Consider the following 20,225-nt stretch of genomic DNA (forward strand, 5'->3'; position numbering starts at 1 on the left):
TGATGGCGTATGTGAGCGCGATAAACAAACTGAACACCCTTGGTCTGCCTGTAAGAAAGCCCCGAGTGTAGCGGTCACCTGGGGCTGGGGACGTTGTGACCTGATGGCTGATTTAGGAAACAACGCCGCTTTAGTGGCATCCATGAATATCGACTGGGAGAAACTCCACCACAGATAACGGAGCTAACAGGAGACCCGCTGATCATTTTGGAGGTATTGGGTGAGCGCTACCGGCAAATTTATTCCTAAATCAGGTGCGGAATGTCGGGTCAATCCGGAATGTTAGTGTGCCAGGCGTTGATGCTGCCAGTAAGCGGATTTTTCAGCTGAATTCATGATGTTCCTCCCTTGGACAGAAGGATCATGGGGAAACGCATTGAGTTTGTGTAGGTGGGGGAATTGGCCGCTTACCCTTCAAACTCAAGAGCGCGGATTTGTTCACACTAAAAAGTGTCATAACTGTTTCATCAAGATGTCCCCCAGATTCGACCCTGGGGGACTTCGTCACAAAAAAGATTTTGTCATTCTATTAATGACGTCATATTCATGCACCACTGCCTGCGGCTGACCTCATCCTCATCAACAGAGATCCGACGGAAGAACACGAATTAAACCTCCAAATGAACCTTATTTATGTCATGGATATATTATGCCGCTCACGCCATGCTCAGCTTGATACGGCTCTGGTGCTCAACATCATGACGCTGAACCGCCTCAAGGCTAACGGCGGTAACACACTCGATCTCGCTCGGTGAAATAACACGGGCATAGAGTCGATGATCTTGGGTGTGACCGTTAAAAGATAACGTTTTACTGCGCAGCTCTGGGCTATCACCGGCCATTCCATCGGCGTTCGGATCATTACTGAACACCAATACAAAGCCCCCTTGTGACACCACCCCAAGCTCATGCCATTTACCGTAAGTCGCGTGCGGTTTTAACATCGGACAATACTGACGACGACGAATGCGGCCGACCGAGAAACCAAACGGCGCTTCGCCATCGCGGCTGGTTTTAGCGCTGTGATTGACCACTTTCACCCCTTTACCCGGCGTCAGGTTTAACAGACCAAGCGCAACTCCCGTTTTGGTGGTCGGTTGATACGGGTTAGCCGGATTTTGCGGGATCGGCGGATAGATCAGCAACTCACAGTTCGGCAACTGACTTGCCAACCACGTCCTGAGCCGTGTGACCCCACTCTCTGGCTGTGACGTGCCCGACACAGGCTCTAGACTAAAACGCTGCGGCGCTACGTTGCTCGGCTCCAGCGCAAATAAACGCTGCAAGCGTTCTGACAAGCAGGCATTACCGGCCAGTAAAATATGCAGTTGAGTCGGAACAATCTGCTGCGAGCTAAATGCATTTTTCAAGGCGGTGAAAAAGTTACTCACCCCGCGTTCAAGCCGCTCATCAAGATACTGACTGAGCTGATCGTAATCTACTTTTAACTTAATGCTCTTGGGCTCGCCTTCACGGTCGAGTAGCCCTACCGAGATAAACCCGTTGCTCTCGCGTTGATCCCGCTCCCAAAAGGCCCGCAATTTGGTCATCACCATATGGCTATTGGTGATCGACGCTTGGGTCGATTCGAGCAACAACTCACATCCTTCAAACGGGTTGGCATCGAGCGGTTTGGTAAATGCAATTCGATTGGTGCGACACTGCAGCAAATTTTCCTCGTGCACCAAGACGCGATAAGCCAAATTTTCCAGCAGATTTTCCCCGCCTAAGAAACGATCACCACAAGCGCCGAAGTGTTCAAAGGCATATTCAAAGCCTTCGCTATCTTCCTCTTCTTCCGTGGCTTGGCGATAGAGACCAAAATCAAAATCGGTGGTGCCGCCACCAAAGTCAAACACCCCGTAGTGGATCCCGGTTTGATCCGGCTCAATCTTGAAATAAGGCAGGGCGGCAGCGGCGAACGCCGCCGGCTCAGAGGCCAACTCCGTCACCTCAAATTCGCTAAACCGTTCCGATTGTAATAATGTTGCTGGCAAACTGCGTTGCAAGCCACGGCTAAACGAAGCGCGTACCCGATTTTTAACAGCGATGGGGTAATCGACCGGAAAACTCATATAGTACTTTAAAAACAATCCGCGCTGGCGCCAGTTAACGCTCAAGCCAAGGAAGTAGGCATACAGCTCAATCGGATCAAACGGATCAGCCGGACTCACCGTCAACGGTTGGTTTTTGGCGGGAAAACGCTCAGTCAGCAACGGCAACTCATATTCATATCGTTTGAGCCTATCTTTAAAGCGGATCCGCATGTCATTGACTTCGCGCAAGGCCCACTGTTTCAGCTTGCCCAACAGGCTCGCTGTCAAGTCACTGTCGCCTTCATTATCTCGTTGCTTTGCATGGGCTTCATGGGCGCTGAACACATCGCCCCATTTGACCTCAGGGCGGTAAGCTTCACTCTGCCATGGCCCTAACACCGCCTGTAAATCATCTATCTGCAACAAGGTCGGGTTCTCATAATCACGCGGCTGCGCTTTGTTAAAATAATCTTTAACACCAACCCGAAACAACTTGGCTTGCAGCTGCTCGTTGTAGGCCACCACCGTGCTGCTAGTACCAAAATCGATGGTAATTGGCCAATCTTTAATATCGAGCTCTGGGTTGCGTGCCCGCAGCCCTAATTGATGTAATAGCTCAGGTGTTTCACCATGGAGTTCCCACAGCCCTTTTTCTGTTAATTGCAGATCATCCAGTTTCGGCAACGGTGCTCGCACAGAGTCTAGGTTGCGCAGTGATTCGATAATCACTTTATGTATATCACGCAGCAACTTAAGCAGGTCGGTATCATCTGCTGTGGATCCTGGTGGTTGCAGCTGATAACCGTGCTGCAGTAAATGCACCAACAACGCTGGCAAGTCATTTTTAAAACGAAGGTTACAAGCAAGGTGCCGATTATCTGAGTAAGAAGTATTTGGAACTAACGCAGCACTATCCAGATCAACACGCCCTTCCTGACATTGAAATAAATCGAAACTCCATAACCGGCAGTTAGAGCCACTGCGCCACGGATGGTTAACGTTAGCTATGTGACAAAACCGTTGCATCTCGGCAATTAGGGGTAATGTATAGTCCGTCAACGTGACCTCGCCTCGTGAACTCACGCTGTTAGGCCCTTGGCCCCAGTGCCCGCGCACCCACACAAGTGATGTTGTGGTCTCTAACAAAGGAATAACGTTATCCACCCCCTCATGATGGCCATCGGCACGGCGAATTTGTAACAAGGGTATTTGCTTGATAGCGGCCAAGGCTTGAGCATGGATTTGTTGCAGTGCTGGCAACATCTTGCGCAGTGCCCCATTCACTTGAGATTGGGCTAATAAATCACCATAGTGGTAAGCTACCAGCGGGCAAGCACGGGTCAGCTCATTGTGGCTATGTATCTCCTCTTGGTTCTTTTTTTGTATTTGTTGCTGTTGGTTGTTTTTTTGAAATGTGTCTACTTTCCCAAGAGGGGATGATATTGTCGAAACAGTGTCCGTAACATCGCCAAAAAAAACCATTATCATATCCTTAAATAAATTTCAAACTTTGAGCGCCGCTAATTGTGAGCCGTGCATCCTTAACCACGCTCGACCAACGCTTTTTTGACTTGGCTGCCGCCGCCATTAAACAAACTCGGTAACCATACGTTGCTGATGCAGCTGCCTTGGCTGGTCACACCGTTATGAATATCATAATCATAAGGTGCCCCGATTTGTGGCCAGCGCAGCAGTTCACTCTTGAGATCTCGCAGCGTTAAGTTATAGAGGTGCACACTGAATTCGAGCAGGGCGCGCTCTTGCTCATTGCAAGGGCGTTTATCTTTTTTACAGCGCCGCTCGAGTAGCAACCACAACTCCACTACGCTATCCCATTGGCTGACCATGGCGATAAAGCCCAGCTTTTGTGCTTGCTCACCGCTCCCCTCTGGCAACAGCAATTGGGCCAGATCTGACTGCTGTTTGACATAAGCCATAAATTGCAGTGGTTGTTGCCACTGGTTATCTTTCTGTTGCGCTGCACTCAAGTCACGTTCGACTTGCTGCAAGGCTTGGGCTAGGCTGGCGGCTTGTAAGGCAAATTGCTGCTGTTCCTGTTGTAACTTGGCTTGGCTTACTTGGTTGGTGTGTTGCTCTTGCTGGTATGCCTGCTTAACCCTTGCCAAATCAGCGGCATCATCAGTGCACACCTGTAACAAGGATTTCAGCTTGCTGATCTCTACTGTTAGTTGCTCGCAATTGAGCTGCTGATAATCAGGGGCGGCCTCATCGCCCAACTTTTTACATAGCCACTTCAAGAAAGCTAACAACATCTGGTAAGACTCCTCATGATCCGATTGCGCCGTAGCCAAAGTGTTGGCCGGGGTTGGCTGATCGTGATCAGCAATGGGGGGGATGTGCCCTGCAGGCAAGGTTTGAAAAGGATGTGGAGCTTCCCGCCCTTGTCCGCGCCATTTTATTTCAAACTGTTTGGATATTTTTTCTTCTAGCCGCTGCCCCAAGAGAGGCAACAGTAAACGGATTTGTTGATCAATCAGCTCAACCAGTGGCATTGAACAGCTCGGACTGATCGTATCAGCGTCTTGGGCCCGCGCCTGGTTATTTGAATTAGGCATCGGCATCCCCTTGTTGTAACAACTCTTTAAAATCAGGGCGCATTTCTAGCCGAGCGGGTACATTTTGTTGGCAGAACGCGTAAAGCATGGCGCGATCTTGCACCGACATCTTACGGATGCGACGCTTTACAATCTGCAACGCGTCGGCAGTGGGTTCCGGATAGGGCGATGGCAGTGATACCTGTTTTAATTCCCCCGCCAGCAGCGGTAAATCAGACGGTGCCACATGGGAATAAAAATTACGATATATGGCAGGCAGCAAGCCTTGCAGCTGTTCAAGGCTAAACGATGCCCGTTGCTCTATTTGCTTAATCAGATCTTGATTTCGCTGCTCAAGTACAGCTTCGGCTTGAGCCAATTGCAGTAAATAGCGATCGATCAGGGTTCTATCAACATGAGCATTCCAAAAATGTTCTAGCGCCTCAATTTGTTCTACTTGCTCTACATCCAGCTTGTTTTGATATGTCATGCGTTAATTTCACTGAGTAATTGTTGCCGGTGGATGTGGCTATGGTCTTCATAACGGGTCTGGATCAGGGACAGCATCAACATGGTTGCCAATTGCGTGGTGGTGTCAACGTCATCTAACTGTGTGGCTTGTTCAAGCAGACGCGTAAAACTGCTATCCAGTGCTTTTTGGGCACGTTGCCATGGTTGCGCCAGATGCTCACTCAGATAGGTTTGTAAATTATCTATCTCAGGTGTCAGGCCAAGTAGCGCTTGATCGGCCTGTTCAAAAAAAACCTCTGTCGGTTGTAAAGCCTGCTGTAAATTATGCAAAAAGTATTGGTGCCACCACGCAAACAACGGATGTTCCGCTGGCAATTCTGCCACGGCCTTAAAACTGGGTATCGACTGACCATGCGTTAGCGCCAGTTGTTGCCGCCAGCGATCCTGAGCTTTGCGTCGCATCGCCGCAGCATCCAGCCCGAACATACGGTGCTGATTCATCCCCGGCATGAAATCCCCGTCTTTGCAGGCTAGTCCCAATAACTGACGCATATTGATCAGTGCTTGCATCGACTGATGCAGCCGACTGGGTAGTTGCCACTCTTGCGGCCAGTGTTGCACTGACATTGCCCAAGGGTGGGCGGACTCGACTGCTTGCGTTGTGTCTGCATCGAGTGGGCGCCGCAAACAATGCCAAAATTGCTGCCGGAATGCTTGGATAGCGGTATCCGATAAACTGGCGAAATCGATACAGAGCACATCTAGTTCTAACTCGTCTGCTGCGTAGCCCGCTGACTGCCACATCTGGATCAAACGATCGTTGGCCCGAGCACACATCGCTTCAGCTTCTGTTGCTGGGCAATGGGTGATAACCAGCATGATTTTGTAGCGGTCCAGAAAATCGACATCTCCCAGCATCTCGATAAAAGCATGTAAACGCTCAGCATTACCTGCGCTGTCTAGACGCATGGCAGATACCACATAAATCAGGGCAAGGTTATGGTAGCCGGTCATCAACTCAGTCGGCGTCGACTCAGCGAGGTCATCATCACCCGAGTTCCAACCTGGTGTATCGATCAAAAATAGCCGTTTTGGCTGAGTGTCATCACTAAAACGATCGCCAGACTCGAGAATGAGTCGCCGCTCGCATACTTCAAGCCGCAAGCGATGACGAAATGGATCATATTTTAACGTCTCATTCCGATTAGGAAAAACCTGTAATTTCTCCAAAATGACAGCGGGTTTAACGTCATCTTCACGCTCAATCAGAGTGAGGGATGGCGTGTTGCTATAACAGATTTCAAGCTGCAGTCGGGTCTGTGGCTCCAGCGAACTAACGGGGTGGAGTGACGGCTCAATCCCATCACCAAACAAGGTTGTTAATAATCGAGTTTTGCCAGCGGAAAATTCACCGATAACACGTGCAGTCAGAAAACCATCCTCAATGCGTGTTTGTGTCATTCGCTTGGCAAAACTCTTAATAGCTTGATAAACAATCAGGCTGTTAGAGGTGTTTTGCATAGATTTAGATCCTGTGTGCTTGTTATGTGTGTCGGTGAGCAAGGTTGTCCAGTAAATACTGCCCTTCTCGCAAGATGTGGGCCTGAGCAAGGCACCAACCGGCTTGATGCAAGGACAACAGTCGTTGCGGATCCATCCATTGAGGAAACATAGCTAGCACCGCATCAGTTACCACAGGGCATAATTCCCCCTGCCACCACTCATCACAGGCCTGCGAGAGACTTATCAGGGCAGAAAGGGTCTCCCGATGATGGTGATAACGGCCATCTCCCGCTGACAATAACAAAGGCAATAGCAACAGATGGTGATTCTTGCGCCCCCAGTGTTGAGGTCCTTGACTTGCGTCATCAGCTTCTACCGCTAGTACTGTTTCCTCGATCAAGTGCGTGCATTGCACTTGTAAGTGCGGGTAACGAACCGCTAAGCTTGCCACGGTTTGCCAGAATATCGGTTGATATCTTAGTAAATGGATGTGGTGAGGGGGCAGGCTTTCATCCAGCGCATCGTCAAGGATGCGTGCGTACAGGTGGATCCGTGCGCAATCGAGCAGGGTCGGGAGCAGGTCTTCAGGCTCATCATCCAGCCAAGGCTCGGCCAGCAATAACAGAAAGGCTGGTGCTGCATCGACAAGCGCTTGCAAGCGTGCCAACGCTTGACGCGAAATAGCATTAGCCGCAGGCAAAGGCGCAAGTTGCGCCAGATCAGCCGCAAGTTTGTCACGGATCAGGGTAGCCAATCTTGCATGGCGGCTTATCGCATCCATACACACCTCTCATAAGCGTCGAGATGACATACAGCAGCGAGTCTAACTACAGACATAAAGCTAACCATCCTTTGTAGCAAATGATTTAATGGGCAGAACAAGAATAACCACGGCAAAAAAAAATGAAAAACCGTGGCCCTCTTACAGTTGTGCCTAACCTGATTTTATAACTCCCCGTTATTGAGCAGCTCGTCCCGATGGGTACGGGACGCTCTTACAATGACGTTGGATAAATCATGAGCAACCTGCATATTGACGGTTAATAAGGTAAGACTGCGCAGATAATCATCTATATGGCTTGGAATAGCCATTGTAATGAACTCATGCGCAGCTTGGGTAAGAACGGGATCCGGAGCAGCCTTTACTTGCTTGCCTGCAACAGACGCCTGACATTTTGAATCTTTGTCAGTGAATGATGATGTTGCCGATGGTTGCTTTTTTTTATTACTTTTCATGCGCATTTTGCCACTTCTTGGCGTGTCTAATAGTTCTATTTGCCGTGATATTTTCTCCCATGAGATATGGCGCATCACAACACCTCCAATGCCTTCTCAATGGCTTGCGCCTCTGTGAGTAACTGCTGCAGCCTTCTCTGTCTGTCAGATTTGCTTGCCTTGGCTTGTACAACCAGTTCATCTATTTCCAACAAACGCTGTTCAACGAGGTTATTAACTCGCCCTTCCCAGTAATCACGCACACGTATGCGCAATAAATCGATCATGCTTTCGGCCTGCTGATCGAATTCGCGTAACCTACGCTGCATGGCCTGCTGCGCATACTGCAGCAATAGTTCTTGTCTGTGTTGCTGTGACAGCAGCAGCTCTTTCTGTTGCCGCTGTGTTACCTGCTGCTGCAAACGTAATATTTCATCCGACAGGCGACCCTGCTCACGCTGACTTTCCTCTAATGCATGGCCAGTCAACATCCGCTCGTTGGCGATATCCTCGTTACGTGCCAGGGTTGCGCGCAAAGTATGAACTTCTCTATCAATAGTAGCCAGTGCCAACTCCTGCTCTGCCAGCGCTTCTGGATCTGTCTCCATTACCTGCTGAGGGCCGCCACCTATCGCTGCCCCCAGTTTTTCACCCCAATGACCAAAGGAGAGCACTTCTAAGTGGCTTAGTTTTTCCATCACCGGATTCATCGGTACCACATTTTGACCACCCTTAACGACTTGAGCAAACTTGACGCCCTGAGTGACCGTCTTAGCGATCTTGCCGGTTTTGACTGCAATGTTCGCCACTTTGGCACCCTTGCCTACAATGGCGGCAACCTTGGCTCCAACTGCTACGGGATTGACGAACATCAAGCCGATGTCAGCAACTTCACCCAACATGCGCCCAATGACAGCACCATTTCCAGTGTTAATCGTCTTCATTACCTGCGGTAATGGCTGACTCATGACCTGATTGCGCTGGGCCATCCATTGATGTAATGCCTGAATGTCTTCTTGCGTATCGGCTGGAGTTAAATTGGCAATTTTTTGCTCCGCCAGATCAAAGACCTGTTGCTGAACTTGCAATTGTTGTTGCAGGCGGTTGAGCTGTGCGATTTCAATAAATTCGGCAGCCGCGACTTCCTGAGGCTGCGGTAACCGGAGGTTGAGTGCGGCTATTTGAGGTCGTGGTAAATCGAGCGGACCGTATGTGGTGGATACGGGGCTCAAAGCCTGTGCTAGTTGCAACAAGGCATCGCGGGTAAGATGGCTAACCTGCGTCTCGAATCGCTCCCAGTCTTCTTCATCATGCAATGACGCCACGTTTTCTGTTAGCGACTGCTGCAAGATAGTATGGCTACTTGCTGCAAGGTCGGTAGCTAAGGCCTGTTGCTGTTGTCGATCTTGCTGCTGCTGTTGATACAGGCCGCCCTTGAAATCAGACAGTTCCTGCTTTTTAAGCAGCAACTCGCTATGCCATTGCTGCTGTTCAGCTTCGGTTTCCACGGTGCATGCTTGCTGGGAAGCCTGATTACAGCCCCGCGCGTTGTCCAGGATTGGTATCAACTCAGCGCGCAAACGCTGAACCCTTATTTGCTCAAGGTCTTCACGTGCACGCCCGATGAAATCGATGATTTCATCTCGACCCAATCCATAGCGACTTACTGGTGACAACCTCACTTTCAACCCAGTCCCCGCTTCGATTTGGCCAGCCCATGCCTCCAGCGAGGGCGCAGGCTCACCCTCTTTAATGGATGCTTCGACTTGATCCCAGCGTGCTACCAACACCTTGATGCGCTTTCCGCACAAGCGAACATAACGCAATGTATCGATGTCCTTTTGCGTTGGCCCGCGCGGATCCAGCAGATAAAGCACGGCATCCGCCTGTTTGATCTGTGCTTGCGTATAAGCAGCATGGGTGGCGGAGACGCTGCCCAGGCCCGGCAGATCTATCATCGATACCCCTTGTAGCCATGACGTGGAACACGCGAGTACCGTACAGGCCGCGCCCTGTGGGGCACTGGTGGTCACTTGGCAAAAACGCTTGGCATCAATCGCTTCACTGCTACCGTCTACCATGATTAGTTGCATCGAGGTCTGCGGTGCGTATTCGATAAACGTCGGTAAAGCGGTGGTCTCTTCCATGGCAGTAGGTAACCAAGTCTCGCCAAGCAGCATATTGAGCAGACTGCTCTTGCCTACAGAAAAAGCACCGACCAGTGTCAGCCGTAAGGGAGCCTTTTCATCCATGGTGACAGCTGCCAACTCTTCTAGCTCCTCCTCCCAGTGAACAGGCAGGATGGACTTCAACTCGTCAATTATCATGCTTGCGGATTGCATCTTGGATATCCTCAGGATTGAAGTGCGTGATTGGTTTCAGTATGTAATGCCTGCAAATCTTGCTGTGCCTTTGCCAGCAGCACCTTGCGTTTGGCGATCTCCTGTTGTCCGCTCTCCAGCAAGCGCTTCACTTCTTCGCGGCGCGCATATTTGGCATTGAGCGGCTCGAAATATTGCTCCTTGACCACTTTATTCAGCAATTCAAGTTGGTCAGTAAAAATCTTGTCCACTGCCATAGAGGCATTGTCCTGGAGATAACTAATCCGCTGCTGCAACTGACCCGCGGTGTTGTTGAGCAAGCGTCGCAGCGTTTTTTGTGCTGTATCGGCCTGCTCTGCTCGCATCTGCTCGGCTATCACCTGCTGTTTACGCTCGTCTGCGGCGACCTCTCGTTCATATTTTTGTCGCGCCCTTTCAAGGCTCATTCTAACTCCGGTTTTACGCTCTTCCTCCTCGACAATTTGTGCAAGCCGGGCCTCTTTGTCTGCCATATTGGCTCGGATCGAAGTGACTTCTTTTTCCCAAGCCTTAGCAGCTGAGTTATCGGTACGACTAACCGTTTCATATTTAGGCGAGCTATACATGCCACCATCAGAGACTTTTTCCACATCCGAGTAACGCTGTACTGCTGGTTGAGGACCAAGCTGCTCTAGTGTCCGCTCTGCGCGTAATAGGGCCTGCTTGGCCGTTTCAAGCTTAACTGCATTGGTCGTGTGCTTAGAAATACCCTCATCCAGATTATCGATTTCATCTCGACGGGCAGCGATTTTCTGCTCGAGTTCCAGCACTTGCTTGTGATATTGCTCAATAGCTGACAAATCCAGATTAAAACCCACATCCAACTTCGGCATCTCGATTTCAACGCACGACATTTCCCCCATCAGTGGGTCGGCATGCTTTTTCATCTCAGTTGCGTAATCCGCTCTTAAGCCTTCGAGCACATCCGCTAATTTTGTTTGGCATTGTGCCCATGTTTTGGCCACCTGCGCCGATACCCTTGTCATCTCTTGGTCCAACTCGGGTGGTAGCGTGATTTGTGTCGCGCGTGACTCAATGAGTCGTTCGACATAGCGTTGATCGACTTGCAGTTCAATCTGGCTTTGGAGCTCACTTAACGGCATAACAAGGTCATGCTTGATTGTACTAATCAGGGAGCGACTGGCGTTATCGTGTTCGATCGCCGATTCCTGCTGCACCTGTTTCGCCTCTATTTCGAGAAGTTGGATGTCTTTCTCAAACATTTCCAACCCTCGTTGGCGCTCTTCCAGCGTCTTGCTGGATTCGAGTTGTTGCATTTCATCCTCCAGCGTGTCGGCCAGAGTGCGCTGAATGTTACTTAATTGCTGCAATGGTTTGCGGAAAATATGGGTGAAAGCTTCACCCGAAGTGAATAGTGCCGAAATGTTTGTCGCTAGATCAGCGATACCAGAGCGACGTATCTTGCTCTGATCATCTCCCATGGCCCATCTTGCACTGACCCCGATCAAATGGTCACTACCTGTCATTTTTTCGATTTGCGCGTCGGAGAGATCCGCAAGATGTTCCCTGAAGTTTTTACGGACCAAATCCATTTTTTCCTGCACACGCATGGATTCCGGCTTTTTCAGATCCTGTAAGTCCTGTGGCTCCAACACTTGGTCCCACCAACCAATCACCGTAATGAACTTATGGAAATTAGTACGCAGGGTATCGGACAAAAAGTTCCATTCACTAGCAGAGCCGCCCAGTTGAGTCGTGTTTTGTACCCACAAGGCTATATGTGCCTCAGAAATGGCTTTGCGAGTGATCTCTTCATGATGCTGAATCACAGACTTCAGCCCCGGGGTATCGATCAACACCAAGCCCTTTTCCAGTAAAGGATGCGGCATAAACACCTCGATATAATCAAGTGTTTTGCGCACGTCCGCATTGCTCGTATCTAGTTCAGTCCCCCAACGGTTCAGACACTCTTCATCAGTCCATGCGATTTCTTGCGGTGCTTGGCCATTTTGAAAGTGAATGACAATATGCCGATCCTCACGCCCCTTCGGTAGCGCTCGGACAAAGGTATTGATAGCAGTCGTTGCCTGTAGTGCGGTTGGCAATAACTGAATGCCCAACAACGCATTGACCAAGCTAGATTTACCTCGGGAAAACTCCCCCAAAACAACTAAACGCACATCATTTGCATCTAACGCGTTGAGAATGCCATCAAGATTCTGATTCACAGTTTTGAGTTCAGCACTGCCGAATTGTTCAAAAATCTCGCGGGTACGAGCAAGGTATGACGTTGCCTCGTTTATTCTTCCCTGACGATACGTAAGCGATTTATCAATAATTGTATTCATCAAATAGTCCAATATGTGATTTAGATTACAGCTTGTTAGTTCTCTGGTATTCCCAACCTGTTATGAGATTTATTCTCGACGAAGAGGTAGGGTTCATGCACAACGTCAACACCCAAGTGAAAGACAGATAACATCAATGTTTACATAAACTTAAAAAATAGGTGGGCGTCTGGTGGAACCACTATACCGTAGTTACCCGTTTCATTTAAATGACTGTATTAATTGACATGTCACATTTTCAGGCAGACGTTGACAGACCCTCGGTTGCTTTTCATACACCAATCACCATGTAGCGCTTTTCCGCCCAATAAACCACCACCTGCACGGCTCGCCCTTCGTTCTGCCTGCGCTATGGTCATGCCGTACTGATCGCGCAGCAAGCGCTGGATCTTGCGCACACTCAGATGATACTGCCCGGCGAGTACGGCGATATAAATAGACGATGGGATAGAGAGGATCCAGCGGCCGGTTTTGCCATTCGTGGACCTGCTCGATGACCCGCTCGGTCACCTTCGATACCAGCCCCGCCGAGATGTCGGCGTCATACATCTCTTTGAACGCGTCAACGATGTCGCGCGTGCTCAAGCCCTTGGCGTAGAGGGCGAGGATCTGGTCGTCCATCTGGGTCAAGCGGGACTGGCCCTTGCGGACAAACTGAGGCTCGAAGGAGCTGTTGCGATCACGAGGAGCCTGGATGATGGCTTCTCCGTGCTGTCCTTTTAGGCGCTTGGTGGAATAGCCAATGCGATTGTTGCCGGTCCCGCGGCCTTGTGGGATGAGTTTCTCGTAGCCCAGATGCTAGTCCATCTCGGCATTGACCGCGGTCTCGACGATGAGCTTGATCAGCTGTTGGGTGAGGGTGCCGAGATTGAATCGCCCCCCTGAATCGCCCCCAGTTCCCTAGACACCTCACAGCCTTAAAATGAGGCAACTATTGGAGGTGTTATGACCCGTCAGCGTTATCCAGAAACATTCAAAATCGAAGCCGTTAAACAAATCACCGAGCGCGAACGACCGGTAGCTGACGTTGCACGAGCCCTTGGGGTATCCAGCCACAGCCTGTATGCCTGGCTCAGGCAGTACGGTAAGCCTGCTGACCAGCAGCTCGAAGAGTCTGCCTTGCAAGTCGAGATCCGCCGCCTGAAAGCCGAACTGCGCCAGGTCACCGAGGAGCGCAACATTTTAAAGGAGGCCGCCGCGTACTTTGCCAGCGAGTCAAGGAAAGGTACGCGTTCATAACCTCCCGACTCGACCGGTACAGTGTCGTTACCCTGTGCCAGACCCTGGGGGTTCACCGAAGTGGCTTCTACGCGTGGCTGAAACAGCCCGCATCGCCACGACAGCAGGAGGACGAACGGCTGACCGGATTGGTCAAGCAATCCTGGCTGGAAAGTGGTGCTGTCTACGGCTATCGCAAGATCCATCGCGACCTTCGTGACGGGGGGGAAGCCTGCGGCAAGCACCGTGTGGCTAAATTAATGAGACGGGAAGGGCTGCGTTCGCAAACGGGCTATCAACGCCGTAAGAGGCATTATGGAGGCAAGAGCCTACAGGCGGCCCCAAACACGCTGGCTCGTCAGTTTAAGGTGCCAGCCCCCAACATCTCCTGGGTGACCGACATGACCTACATCCGCACTCAAGAAGGGTGGCTGTATCTGGCGGTGGTGCTCGACCTGTTCTCTCGCCAGATCGTCGGCTGGGCGATGAAGTCACGCATGACGGCAGACTTGGCGGTTGATGCACTCTTGATGGCCGTCTGGCGGCGCAAGCCCAAGCAGCCGGTACTGGTGCATTCGGATCAGGGCAGCCAGTTTACCGGTGGTGAATGGCAGGACTTTCTGAAGGCCCACAACCTGAGTTGCAGCATGAGCCGACGTGGCAACTGTCACGACAACGCTGTCGCCGAGAGCTTCTTCCAGTTGCTCAAACGGGAGCGGATCAAGCGCCGGATTTACGCGACAAGAGACGAAGCCCGCAGCGATGTGTTTGATTATATCGAGATGTTTTACAACCCAATCAGGCGTCATGGTTCCAATGATGGGCTGTCGCCGGTAGAGTTTGAAAGGCAGTTTATTTTTCAGCAACAGAGTGTCTAGAAAACCAGGGGCGATTCACTCGGCTGACTATACCGGGCCAGCCGCACAGCTTCGATACTGGGGTTTTGCACATGTCGTGTTTTCAGGCGGATGTAACTTTGACTCTAAAGAGTGTGAACAAGGAGCTCACTGCAATAATTTGACCCGTGTTACTCTAGGCCAAATGGAACTTGCCTGAGGGATATCATGCCGATACAACCACCCCCTTCTACTTATCGCTGCCCAACATGTGGCTGGCACAAGACGGTTGTTCCCAAGAGCGATGTTATGGTACGTGGCCACACCTGGTTTGAGGCCTGTCCCGAGTGCCACCATGCCCCACTGGAAAAATCGTCGGCCACCATGGTGGAGCTGGCCATTGCAACGCTGAAGGGTGTCATCCGCAAGTAGCCGCTGCTATCACCACATTGCTATTCCAGCCAGTTCCTCATCAACCTGATGATCAAGCAGCAGGACAGAGAGTATGGTTGTTAAAGCTAGCTATTCATCTGATCGAGAAGGAGATCGTCGTTGAATTTTGAACAGTTGAAAACTCGTCACCGGACTCTGCGTGAACACTCTCCCAGCAATCTCAACCTGCGAGTTCATCGTGCCTTAAGCTGGCTGCAACGCGCTGAAATGGCCGAAGATGAAGATGGCCGCTTTATCTTTCTCTGGATTGCGTTCAATGCGGCTTATGCCACTGAAATCGATGACGATCGTCGCCTCTCTGAACAGGAGACCTTCAAAGGCTTTCTGGAGAAACTGTGCGACCTGGATGAGCATAAAAAGATCGAGCATCTGGTTTGGCAAGAGTTCTCTGGCAGTATCCGCATACTGCTGGATACCCCGTTTGTACTGCAAGGCTTCTGGGATTATCACAGCGGCAAAATAAGCGAAGCCCAGTGGAAGGAGCGGCTGGCACAAGGCAAGAAGATGGCAAACCAGGCCCTCGCCAGCAGCAACACCCCACAGTTGCTGGGGGTGGTGTTTAACCGCCTCTATACCCTGCGCAACCAGCTAATCCATGGCGGTGCGACCTGGAACAGCTCGGTCAATCGCAAACAACTGAAGGATTGTGCCAACCTGCTCGGCAAACTGGTGCCGGTGATCATCGAGTTGATGATGACCCATCCCGATACCCTGTGGGGTGATGCCTGTTATCCGGTGGTTGAGTTGGCTGGTTAATCAGCCGCAAGATGGCGGGCTGCGATGGCCCCGCGGCTTCAATCCGTCCGATCTGACAGATAGAAAGCCCCGGCTAACAGACCATAGACCAACCGCACCCGCTCATCCCTGCCCAGCAGCACACCGAGTAGCACTTCGCCACTTGCCAAATCGTCACCATGCCAGAAGCACCAGAGGGCTGCCTCCACTACATCCAGCCAGCTGGCATGGCCCAGCTGATTGCGAGACTTGCGCCGCCAGCTACCACGCACCACCGAACCTGTATTCGGGGATGTGGCCGCCAGCGCCCGCTGCTCCATCACGGTTAGCGTGAGTCCATCCAGCTTGGCCTGACGGCTGCCACGCCCTCCTCGCAGCAATTTGTCGAGTAGCAGCGCCAACAGACGAAACGCGTCCTGATCTTCAAAGCTGGCATCCTCCCCCAGCAAATCGGCTGTACCGGTCATCAGTTGCTCACGCCCCAGATAGATCGGCTGTGACGTGTAATCCAGCCGATGTTGTTCGACATGGATAGCCAATGCCGTCACCACCACCAACGGTGAAGTCTCACCCTCTTGGTGAAACGCGCCTTTGGCAAGCAGAGCAGTCAGCTCCTTGGCTCGCTCGGCTGACAGCAGGCAATAGATCCCCCTGATCAGGGGCATGACCACCTGACCTGATAACAGACTTGCGTTCATAGCGCCTCAGTGACGATCGCGTTTGAAGTGAGTGGTTTTATGACCAACGGTGACAATCTCGCCGTCTTGCAGGACCAGATAGTGACGGCGCAGCCGCTGGCAGCATTCCGCGGGCAATCCGTACTCGGCTTGCAGCATCGCCACTCCTTTGCGATCGAGATAAACCAGTTCGCGCCCCTGGTGATAAGCAGAGCGTCCAATGCTCAGCAGCCTATCCACCAGCTCGGGTGCTATACCGCGCCGCTGCATCCGGCACGCGGCGTGATGACTGTACGCACTTTCCAGATTCCCGTTCATGACATGCTCCTTTGGCGCTCATTTCGATGGACTCATTATATGTAGCCTGTATAGTCATGCCGATACTGGTTACATAAACATGTCGCATTTTGGAGCACGTATGGCACCCAAAGAGCTCACCTGGGATCAAACCCTGCGTTTTCGTCTGCTGGAGATCGTCTTGCAGTGGGAGGGACGGCTGACCACCAATCATTTGATGACCGCTTTCAATATCGGTCGCCAACAGGCGTCACGGGATATCAACCACTACCTGACCCACTACTCACCGGAAGGGTTGGTCTATGACAGAAGCCTGAAGGGATACAAACCCACAGAGCACTTTGTCCCGCGCTTTAGTGAGGGAAAAGTGGATGAGTACCTGATGCTGCTACACCGTGAAAAGCAGCACCAGCGCCAACATGAAGCGGGCCTGTTAACGCTGCCGCTGATGGATTTGCGCTACGGCCATATCGAGATCCTGGATGTGCCGAACCGCCATATCGACCCCAAGATTGTGCGGGGTTTGGTGCAGGCGGCGCGCGGCCAACTGCGGGTCGATGTCGATTACGTATCCCTCAGTTCAGAGGAACAGAGCGGCCGCAATATCGTGCCTCACACTCTGGTCTATGACGGGATCCGCTGGCACGTACGTGCCTACTGCGAGAAGAAAGGGGAATATCTGGATTTTGTGATGAGTCGTTTTCGCGGCGAACCGGATCTGCTGGATGCCTCTCCTCACGGCCGGGAGCAGGATCTGGAGTGGAACACCCAGGTGACTGCGGTAGTCGTTCCCAATCCCAGGCTCAGCGAAGGACAACAGGCCATCATTGCCAGAGACTATGCCATGACTGGGAACCAGCTATTGATTAACCAGCGCATCCCTTTGATGCACTATGCACTGGAACGGATGCAGGTGAGCTATAACGGCGAACACCAACAACATCCCCTGCTCTACCCGCTGGTGCTGGCCAACCGGGAGGAGCTCATCCAGCAAGGCTGTACCTTCAAGCTCAAGAGTGCGGACCTACAAATGCGACCCAGTTAACCTTGGCGCCATGATGTCCGGTTTCTCCGCACATCCAGCAAATAGAGATAGAAATAAGAAAGGCTCCCGGCATGGCGGGAGCCTTGATTGTAATAACATCCGCGACTGCGCATTTTATTAAATCGTTTAATCGGAATTCGTGTTTTGGGGACACCCGTAATGATTCACGGCAACACTCATAACATCTGGGTGCTTTGGCGGCTCACCATGCCAACGCAGCTTGGCCACCTTGCCATATTGATGAAAGGTATTGGTACAAGGCTTATCGGCTCATTTTAAGCCGGCGAACCAACCCGCAGATAACCAAAGTCAGCAGTGAGATCGGTCCTGTCGAACCACCGCCGCCGTTGTCGCCACCGCCGCCACCGCCGTTACCACCGTTATCAGTGTTGGCACCTTGCACAGTGATGGCCATCGGCTGGGTAATCACGTTACCGCCAGTACCGCTACGCAGACCGATGGTGAAGCTCTTGGCACCAACGAACGCCAGATCACGGGCGGTCACACGCACTGTGTAAGTCGGATTGCCTGCCGCATCCAGTGCAGTCTGTCCAGTAGTCGGGTCAAAGCGCACCAGTTGCGAGATACCATCGTTGTAGTGCTGGCCCACAACTGCGCTGCCAGACTCGCTATACAGCTCTACAGAGAGGCGTTTACTGGCTGCATCAGTACCGGAGGCAGTGATGGTAACGTCGATGTACGGCTTCGCACTGGTCAGGGTAGTGCTGTCTACTTTCATGGTGAAAGTGCGGTCAGCAACATCAGCACTCGGCATGACGCCTGCACCAGTGCCTTTTGTCCATCCGTAGTAAGCGCGGAGGTTGCCATCAGGCATCGTCAACAGGCGAGCGGCATCAGGGCTGTCAGGGTTGTTGTAGAAGCTTTGGAGTAAATACCTCTCGCTTGGGCCGTAAGGGTAAATATCCCCTTGGTCAATGGCAGAAGGACTGCCACCGAACATGTTGTTCTTGGTCAGATCACCGTAACCACACATCAGACGACCAGCCCAGATGCCTCCTTGGTCGCAGAATCCTTCTGCACCTTTACGGTTGTAAAGATCTTCTGCGCCGAACAGGTGGAAGGCTTCATGTGCGTAGGTATCAACGGTGGTGTCATAACGGCTCACCCAGAAGTCAGGGCCAGCAGAAGCCATCCCATCAAACTTGCCATCTGGGCCGCCCTTTGTGGTGATCCACATATCGGCACCAGAGCTGTGCACAGCAAAAGTCAGGTCTTGAATGTCTTGCTCGTTGTTGCAAATGCCATCCCAGAGTGGTGGTGCTTTGATGCCAAAATTAGGGCCATAAGAGTCACGGACAGCTATGACTTTTTCATGGAGAAGCACGGTTGCAGGACCGTAATCGCTTTTGCAAGTCGGGTTTAGGACGGTATCGCTCATAACGAGGATCTGCTTCACCTCGAAATGCAGGTTCTCAGGATTGCCATTTTTGACGATGCCGGTGCGCTGACTGGTGTAATACTCGTCCATAGCCGCTACACGCTGGTGAATGGTGTTAAACACTTTTTCGGCACCATCTTGATCAACGATGGATTTAGGAACCATTACGTTTACATCAATAACCGTAGTGGCCATCACCGCATTGCTTGCAACCAAGGTTGCAGCCATAAGGAGTAGCTTTGACATCAATAGTTTCTCCGGAACCAGTATAACCATATGAAACCGCAAACAATACTCCATCGAATCCAAATTGCAATGCGTGACATGATGTTTTTAAAAAAACGTCATGATTTGTGAACGGATTCACAATCCCATGAAACACAAAGACTTTATTAACTCGCTGCTTAACCCCCACTTTATTACCCCCTCGGGGCTAACCTATCCAATCACTTGTACAACTTTACCAATAATGAATAGAGCCACCCGTTGACTTAACAACACGAACACACTCTATACCCAACTATCGAGATCTAAAACGAGCCAAAAATGTTATTGAAATTTACATGTCATGACCATAAGCCATATTGTTCCATAGCCATTTTCATTGCTTTTATAATACACAAAAACAATAATTGAATTGATTTTCGCAGTATGAAAATGACTACTTGTTTTTCTATATCATAAAAGCAAGCCGTCTAAAAATATGGCAAATTGACACATATAGCAATCATGTTTAACCTCCTAAAAAATAGGAGGCTATATGAACAACAATGAACCAGCACTAATAAGAACCAAAACACTATTAAAAAAACTTGGCATATCTAGATCGACGCTGTATAGATGGATTAAAGAAAACAAATTCCCACCACCTCTCAACAAAGGCTTTTATTCGACCGCTGCGGTAAATAGCTGGATATCAAGTGAAAAGCACTCATCTTAGATGATGAATTACACCATTTTATGGTTCGGTTATATTTTTAGTTCCTGCACATGTACAGGACCTTAAGCGTTGAGCCCCTTTAAAACGCCTTCCAAGGTCCTGTTCTGTATCGATTTTCTCTGCTTGGTTCGGCAGGCGTTCTTTGCCAAATAATCAGCTGCCCATTCCAGTCTTTC

At 50.9% G+C, this 20,225-nt stretch carries 16 protein-coding genes and 1 pseudogene; 5 read left to right on the forward strand and 12 right to left on the reverse strand.

Annotation, left to right across the window (positions count from 1 at the left end; all coding sequences use genetic code 11):
- Window positions 1-656: 656 nt before the first annotated feature.
- From BN4575_RS22150 to BN4575_RS21455, 9 genes and pseudogenes are all read right to left on the reverse strand, one after another.
- Complete coding sequence (locus BN4575_RS22150) at window positions 657-3,518, reverse strand: hypothetical protein (protein ID WP_068979517.1); 2,862 nt, start codon at window positions 3,516-3,518, stop codon at window positions 657-659.
- Window positions 3,519-3,577: 59 nt separating this feature from the next.
- On the reverse strand, window positions 3,578-4,612 hold the full coding sequence (locus BN4575_RS20015; RefSeq protein WP_068979518.1) for a hypothetical protein: 1,035 nt from the start codon (window positions 4,610-4,612) through the stop codon (window positions 3,578-3,580).
- On the reverse strand, window positions 4,605-5,081 hold the full coding sequence (locus BN4575_RS20020; protein ID WP_068979519.1) for a hypothetical protein: 477 nt from the start codon (window positions 5,079-5,081) through the stop codon (window positions 4,605-4,607). Before BN4575_RS20020 ends, BN4575_RS20015 begins: the two co-directional genes overlap by 8 nt.
- Window positions 5,078-6,583: a hypothetical protein gene (locus tag BN4575_RS20025; protein ID WP_068979520.1), complete on the reverse strand. Its 1,506-nt coding sequence runs from the start codon at window positions 6,581-6,583 to the stop codon at window positions 5,078-5,080. Before BN4575_RS20025 ends, BN4575_RS20020 begins: the two co-directional genes overlap by 4 nt.
- A 22-nt stretch (window positions 6,584-6,605) precedes the next feature.
- Window positions 6,606-7,346: a hypothetical protein gene (locus BN4575_RS20030; RefSeq protein WP_068979521.1), complete on the reverse strand. Its 741-nt coding sequence runs from the start codon at window positions 7,344-7,346 to the stop codon at window positions 6,606-6,608.
- 164 nt (window positions 7,347-7,510) lie between these two features.
- Complete coding sequence (locus tag BN4575_RS21950; protein ID WP_141689888.1) at window positions 7,511-7,876, reverse strand: hypothetical protein; 366 nt, start codon at window positions 7,874-7,876, stop codon at window positions 7,511-7,513.
- Window positions 7,876-10,122, reverse strand: a complete 2,247-nt coding sequence (locus BN4575_RS20035) for a dynamin family protein (RefSeq protein ID WP_068979522.1) — start codon at window positions 10,120-10,122, stop codon at window positions 7,876-7,878. Before BN4575_RS20035 ends, BN4575_RS21950 begins: the two co-directional genes overlap by 1 nt.
- An 11-nt stretch (window positions 10,123-10,133) precedes the next feature.
- Window positions 10,134-12,449, reverse strand: coding sequence for a dynamin family protein (locus BN4575_RS20040; RefSeq protein WP_068979523.1), 2,316 nt, complete (start codon window positions 12,447-12,449; stop codon window positions 10,134-10,136).
- 432 nt (window positions 12,450-12,881) lie between these two features.
- Window positions 12,882-13,304 (reverse strand): annotated as a pseudogene (locus tag BN4575_RS21455) (transposase); the annotation flags it as partial.
- Window positions 13,305-13,394: 90 nt separating this feature from the next.
- Between BN4575_RS21455 and BN4575_RS20055 the strand changes: the two are divergent.
- The 3 genes from BN4575_RS20055 to BN4575_RS20060 all read left to right on the forward strand — a co-directional run bounded on the left by BN4575_RS20055 (window position 13,395) and on the right by BN4575_RS20060 (window position 15,712).
- A protein-coding gene (locus BN4575_RS20055; RefSeq protein WP_141689889.1) for an IS3 family transposase occupies window positions 13,395-14,545 on the forward strand; the annotation gives its coding sequence in 2 pieces (ribosomal slippage) (window positions 13,395-13,623 and window positions 13,623-14,545; 1,152 coding nt in all).
- Window positions 14,546-14,812: 267 nt separating this feature from the next.
- Window positions 14,813-14,935, forward strand: a complete 123-nt coding sequence (locus BN4575_RS22565; protein ID WP_256029033.1) for a hypothetical protein — start codon at window positions 14,813-14,815, stop codon at window positions 14,933-14,935.
- A 120-nt stretch (window positions 14,936-15,055) separates the two neighbouring features.
- A complete protein-coding gene (locus BN4575_RS20060) occupies window positions 15,056-15,712 on the forward strand; it encodes a HEPN domain-containing protein (RefSeq protein WP_068979527.1) in 657 nt (218 codons plus the stop codon).
- A gap of 38 nt (window positions 15,713-15,750) precedes the next feature.
- Here BN4575_RS20060 and BN4575_RS22570 read toward each other — a convergent pair whose 3' ends face one another.
- Both BN4575_RS22570 and BN4575_RS20070 read right to left on the reverse strand, forming a co-directional pair.
- On the reverse strand, window positions 15,751-16,389 hold the full coding sequence (locus BN4575_RS22570) for an ADP-ribosylglycohydrolase (protein WP_256029035.1): 639 nt from the start codon (window positions 16,387-16,389) through the stop codon (window positions 15,751-15,753).
- A gap of 6 nt (window positions 16,390-16,395) precedes the next feature.
- Window positions 16,396-16,686: a DUF4258 domain-containing protein gene (locus BN4575_RS20070; protein WP_068979528.1), complete on the reverse strand. Its 291-nt coding sequence runs from the start codon at window positions 16,684-16,686 to the stop codon at window positions 16,396-16,398.
- Window positions 16,687-16,786: 100 nt separating this feature from the next.
- Between BN4575_RS20070 and BN4575_RS20075 the strand changes: the two genes are divergently transcribed.
- The gene (locus BN4575_RS20075) at window positions 16,787-17,710 is read left to right on the forward strand and encodes a WYL domain-containing protein (RefSeq protein ID WP_068979529.1); all 924 of its coding nucleotides are present in this window, start codon (window positions 16,787-16,789) and stop codon (window positions 17,708-17,710) included.
- Window positions 17,711-17,972: 262 nt separating this feature from the next.
- On the opposite strand, the gene BN4575_RS20080 is transcribed toward BN4575_RS20075, so the two are convergent.
- Window positions 17,973-19,355 (reverse strand): SVAGG family GlyGly-CTERM protein, encoded by a 1,383-nt coding sequence (locus BN4575_RS20080; RefSeq protein ID WP_176716449.1) that lies wholly within the window; start codon window positions 19,353-19,355, stop codon window positions 17,973-17,975.
- 514 nt (window positions 19,356-19,869) lie between these two features.
- Here BN4575_RS20080 and BN4575_RS22630 point away from each other — a divergent pair.
- Window positions 19,870-20,049 carry a helix-turn-helix transcriptional regulator gene (locus BN4575_RS22630; RefSeq protein ID WP_083221109.1) on the forward strand — a complete coding sequence of 60 codons (180 nt, stop codon included), beginning with the start codon at window positions 19,870-19,872 and terminating at the stop codon, window positions 20,047-20,049.
- The last annotated feature ends 176 nt before the right edge of the window (window positions 20,050-20,225 follow it).

Source organism: Aeromonas sp. EERV15 (assembly GCF_900079845.1).
GTDB classification, from domain to species: domain Bacteria; phylum Pseudomonadota; class Gammaproteobacteria; order Enterobacterales; family Aeromonadaceae; genus Aeromonas; species Aeromonas sobria.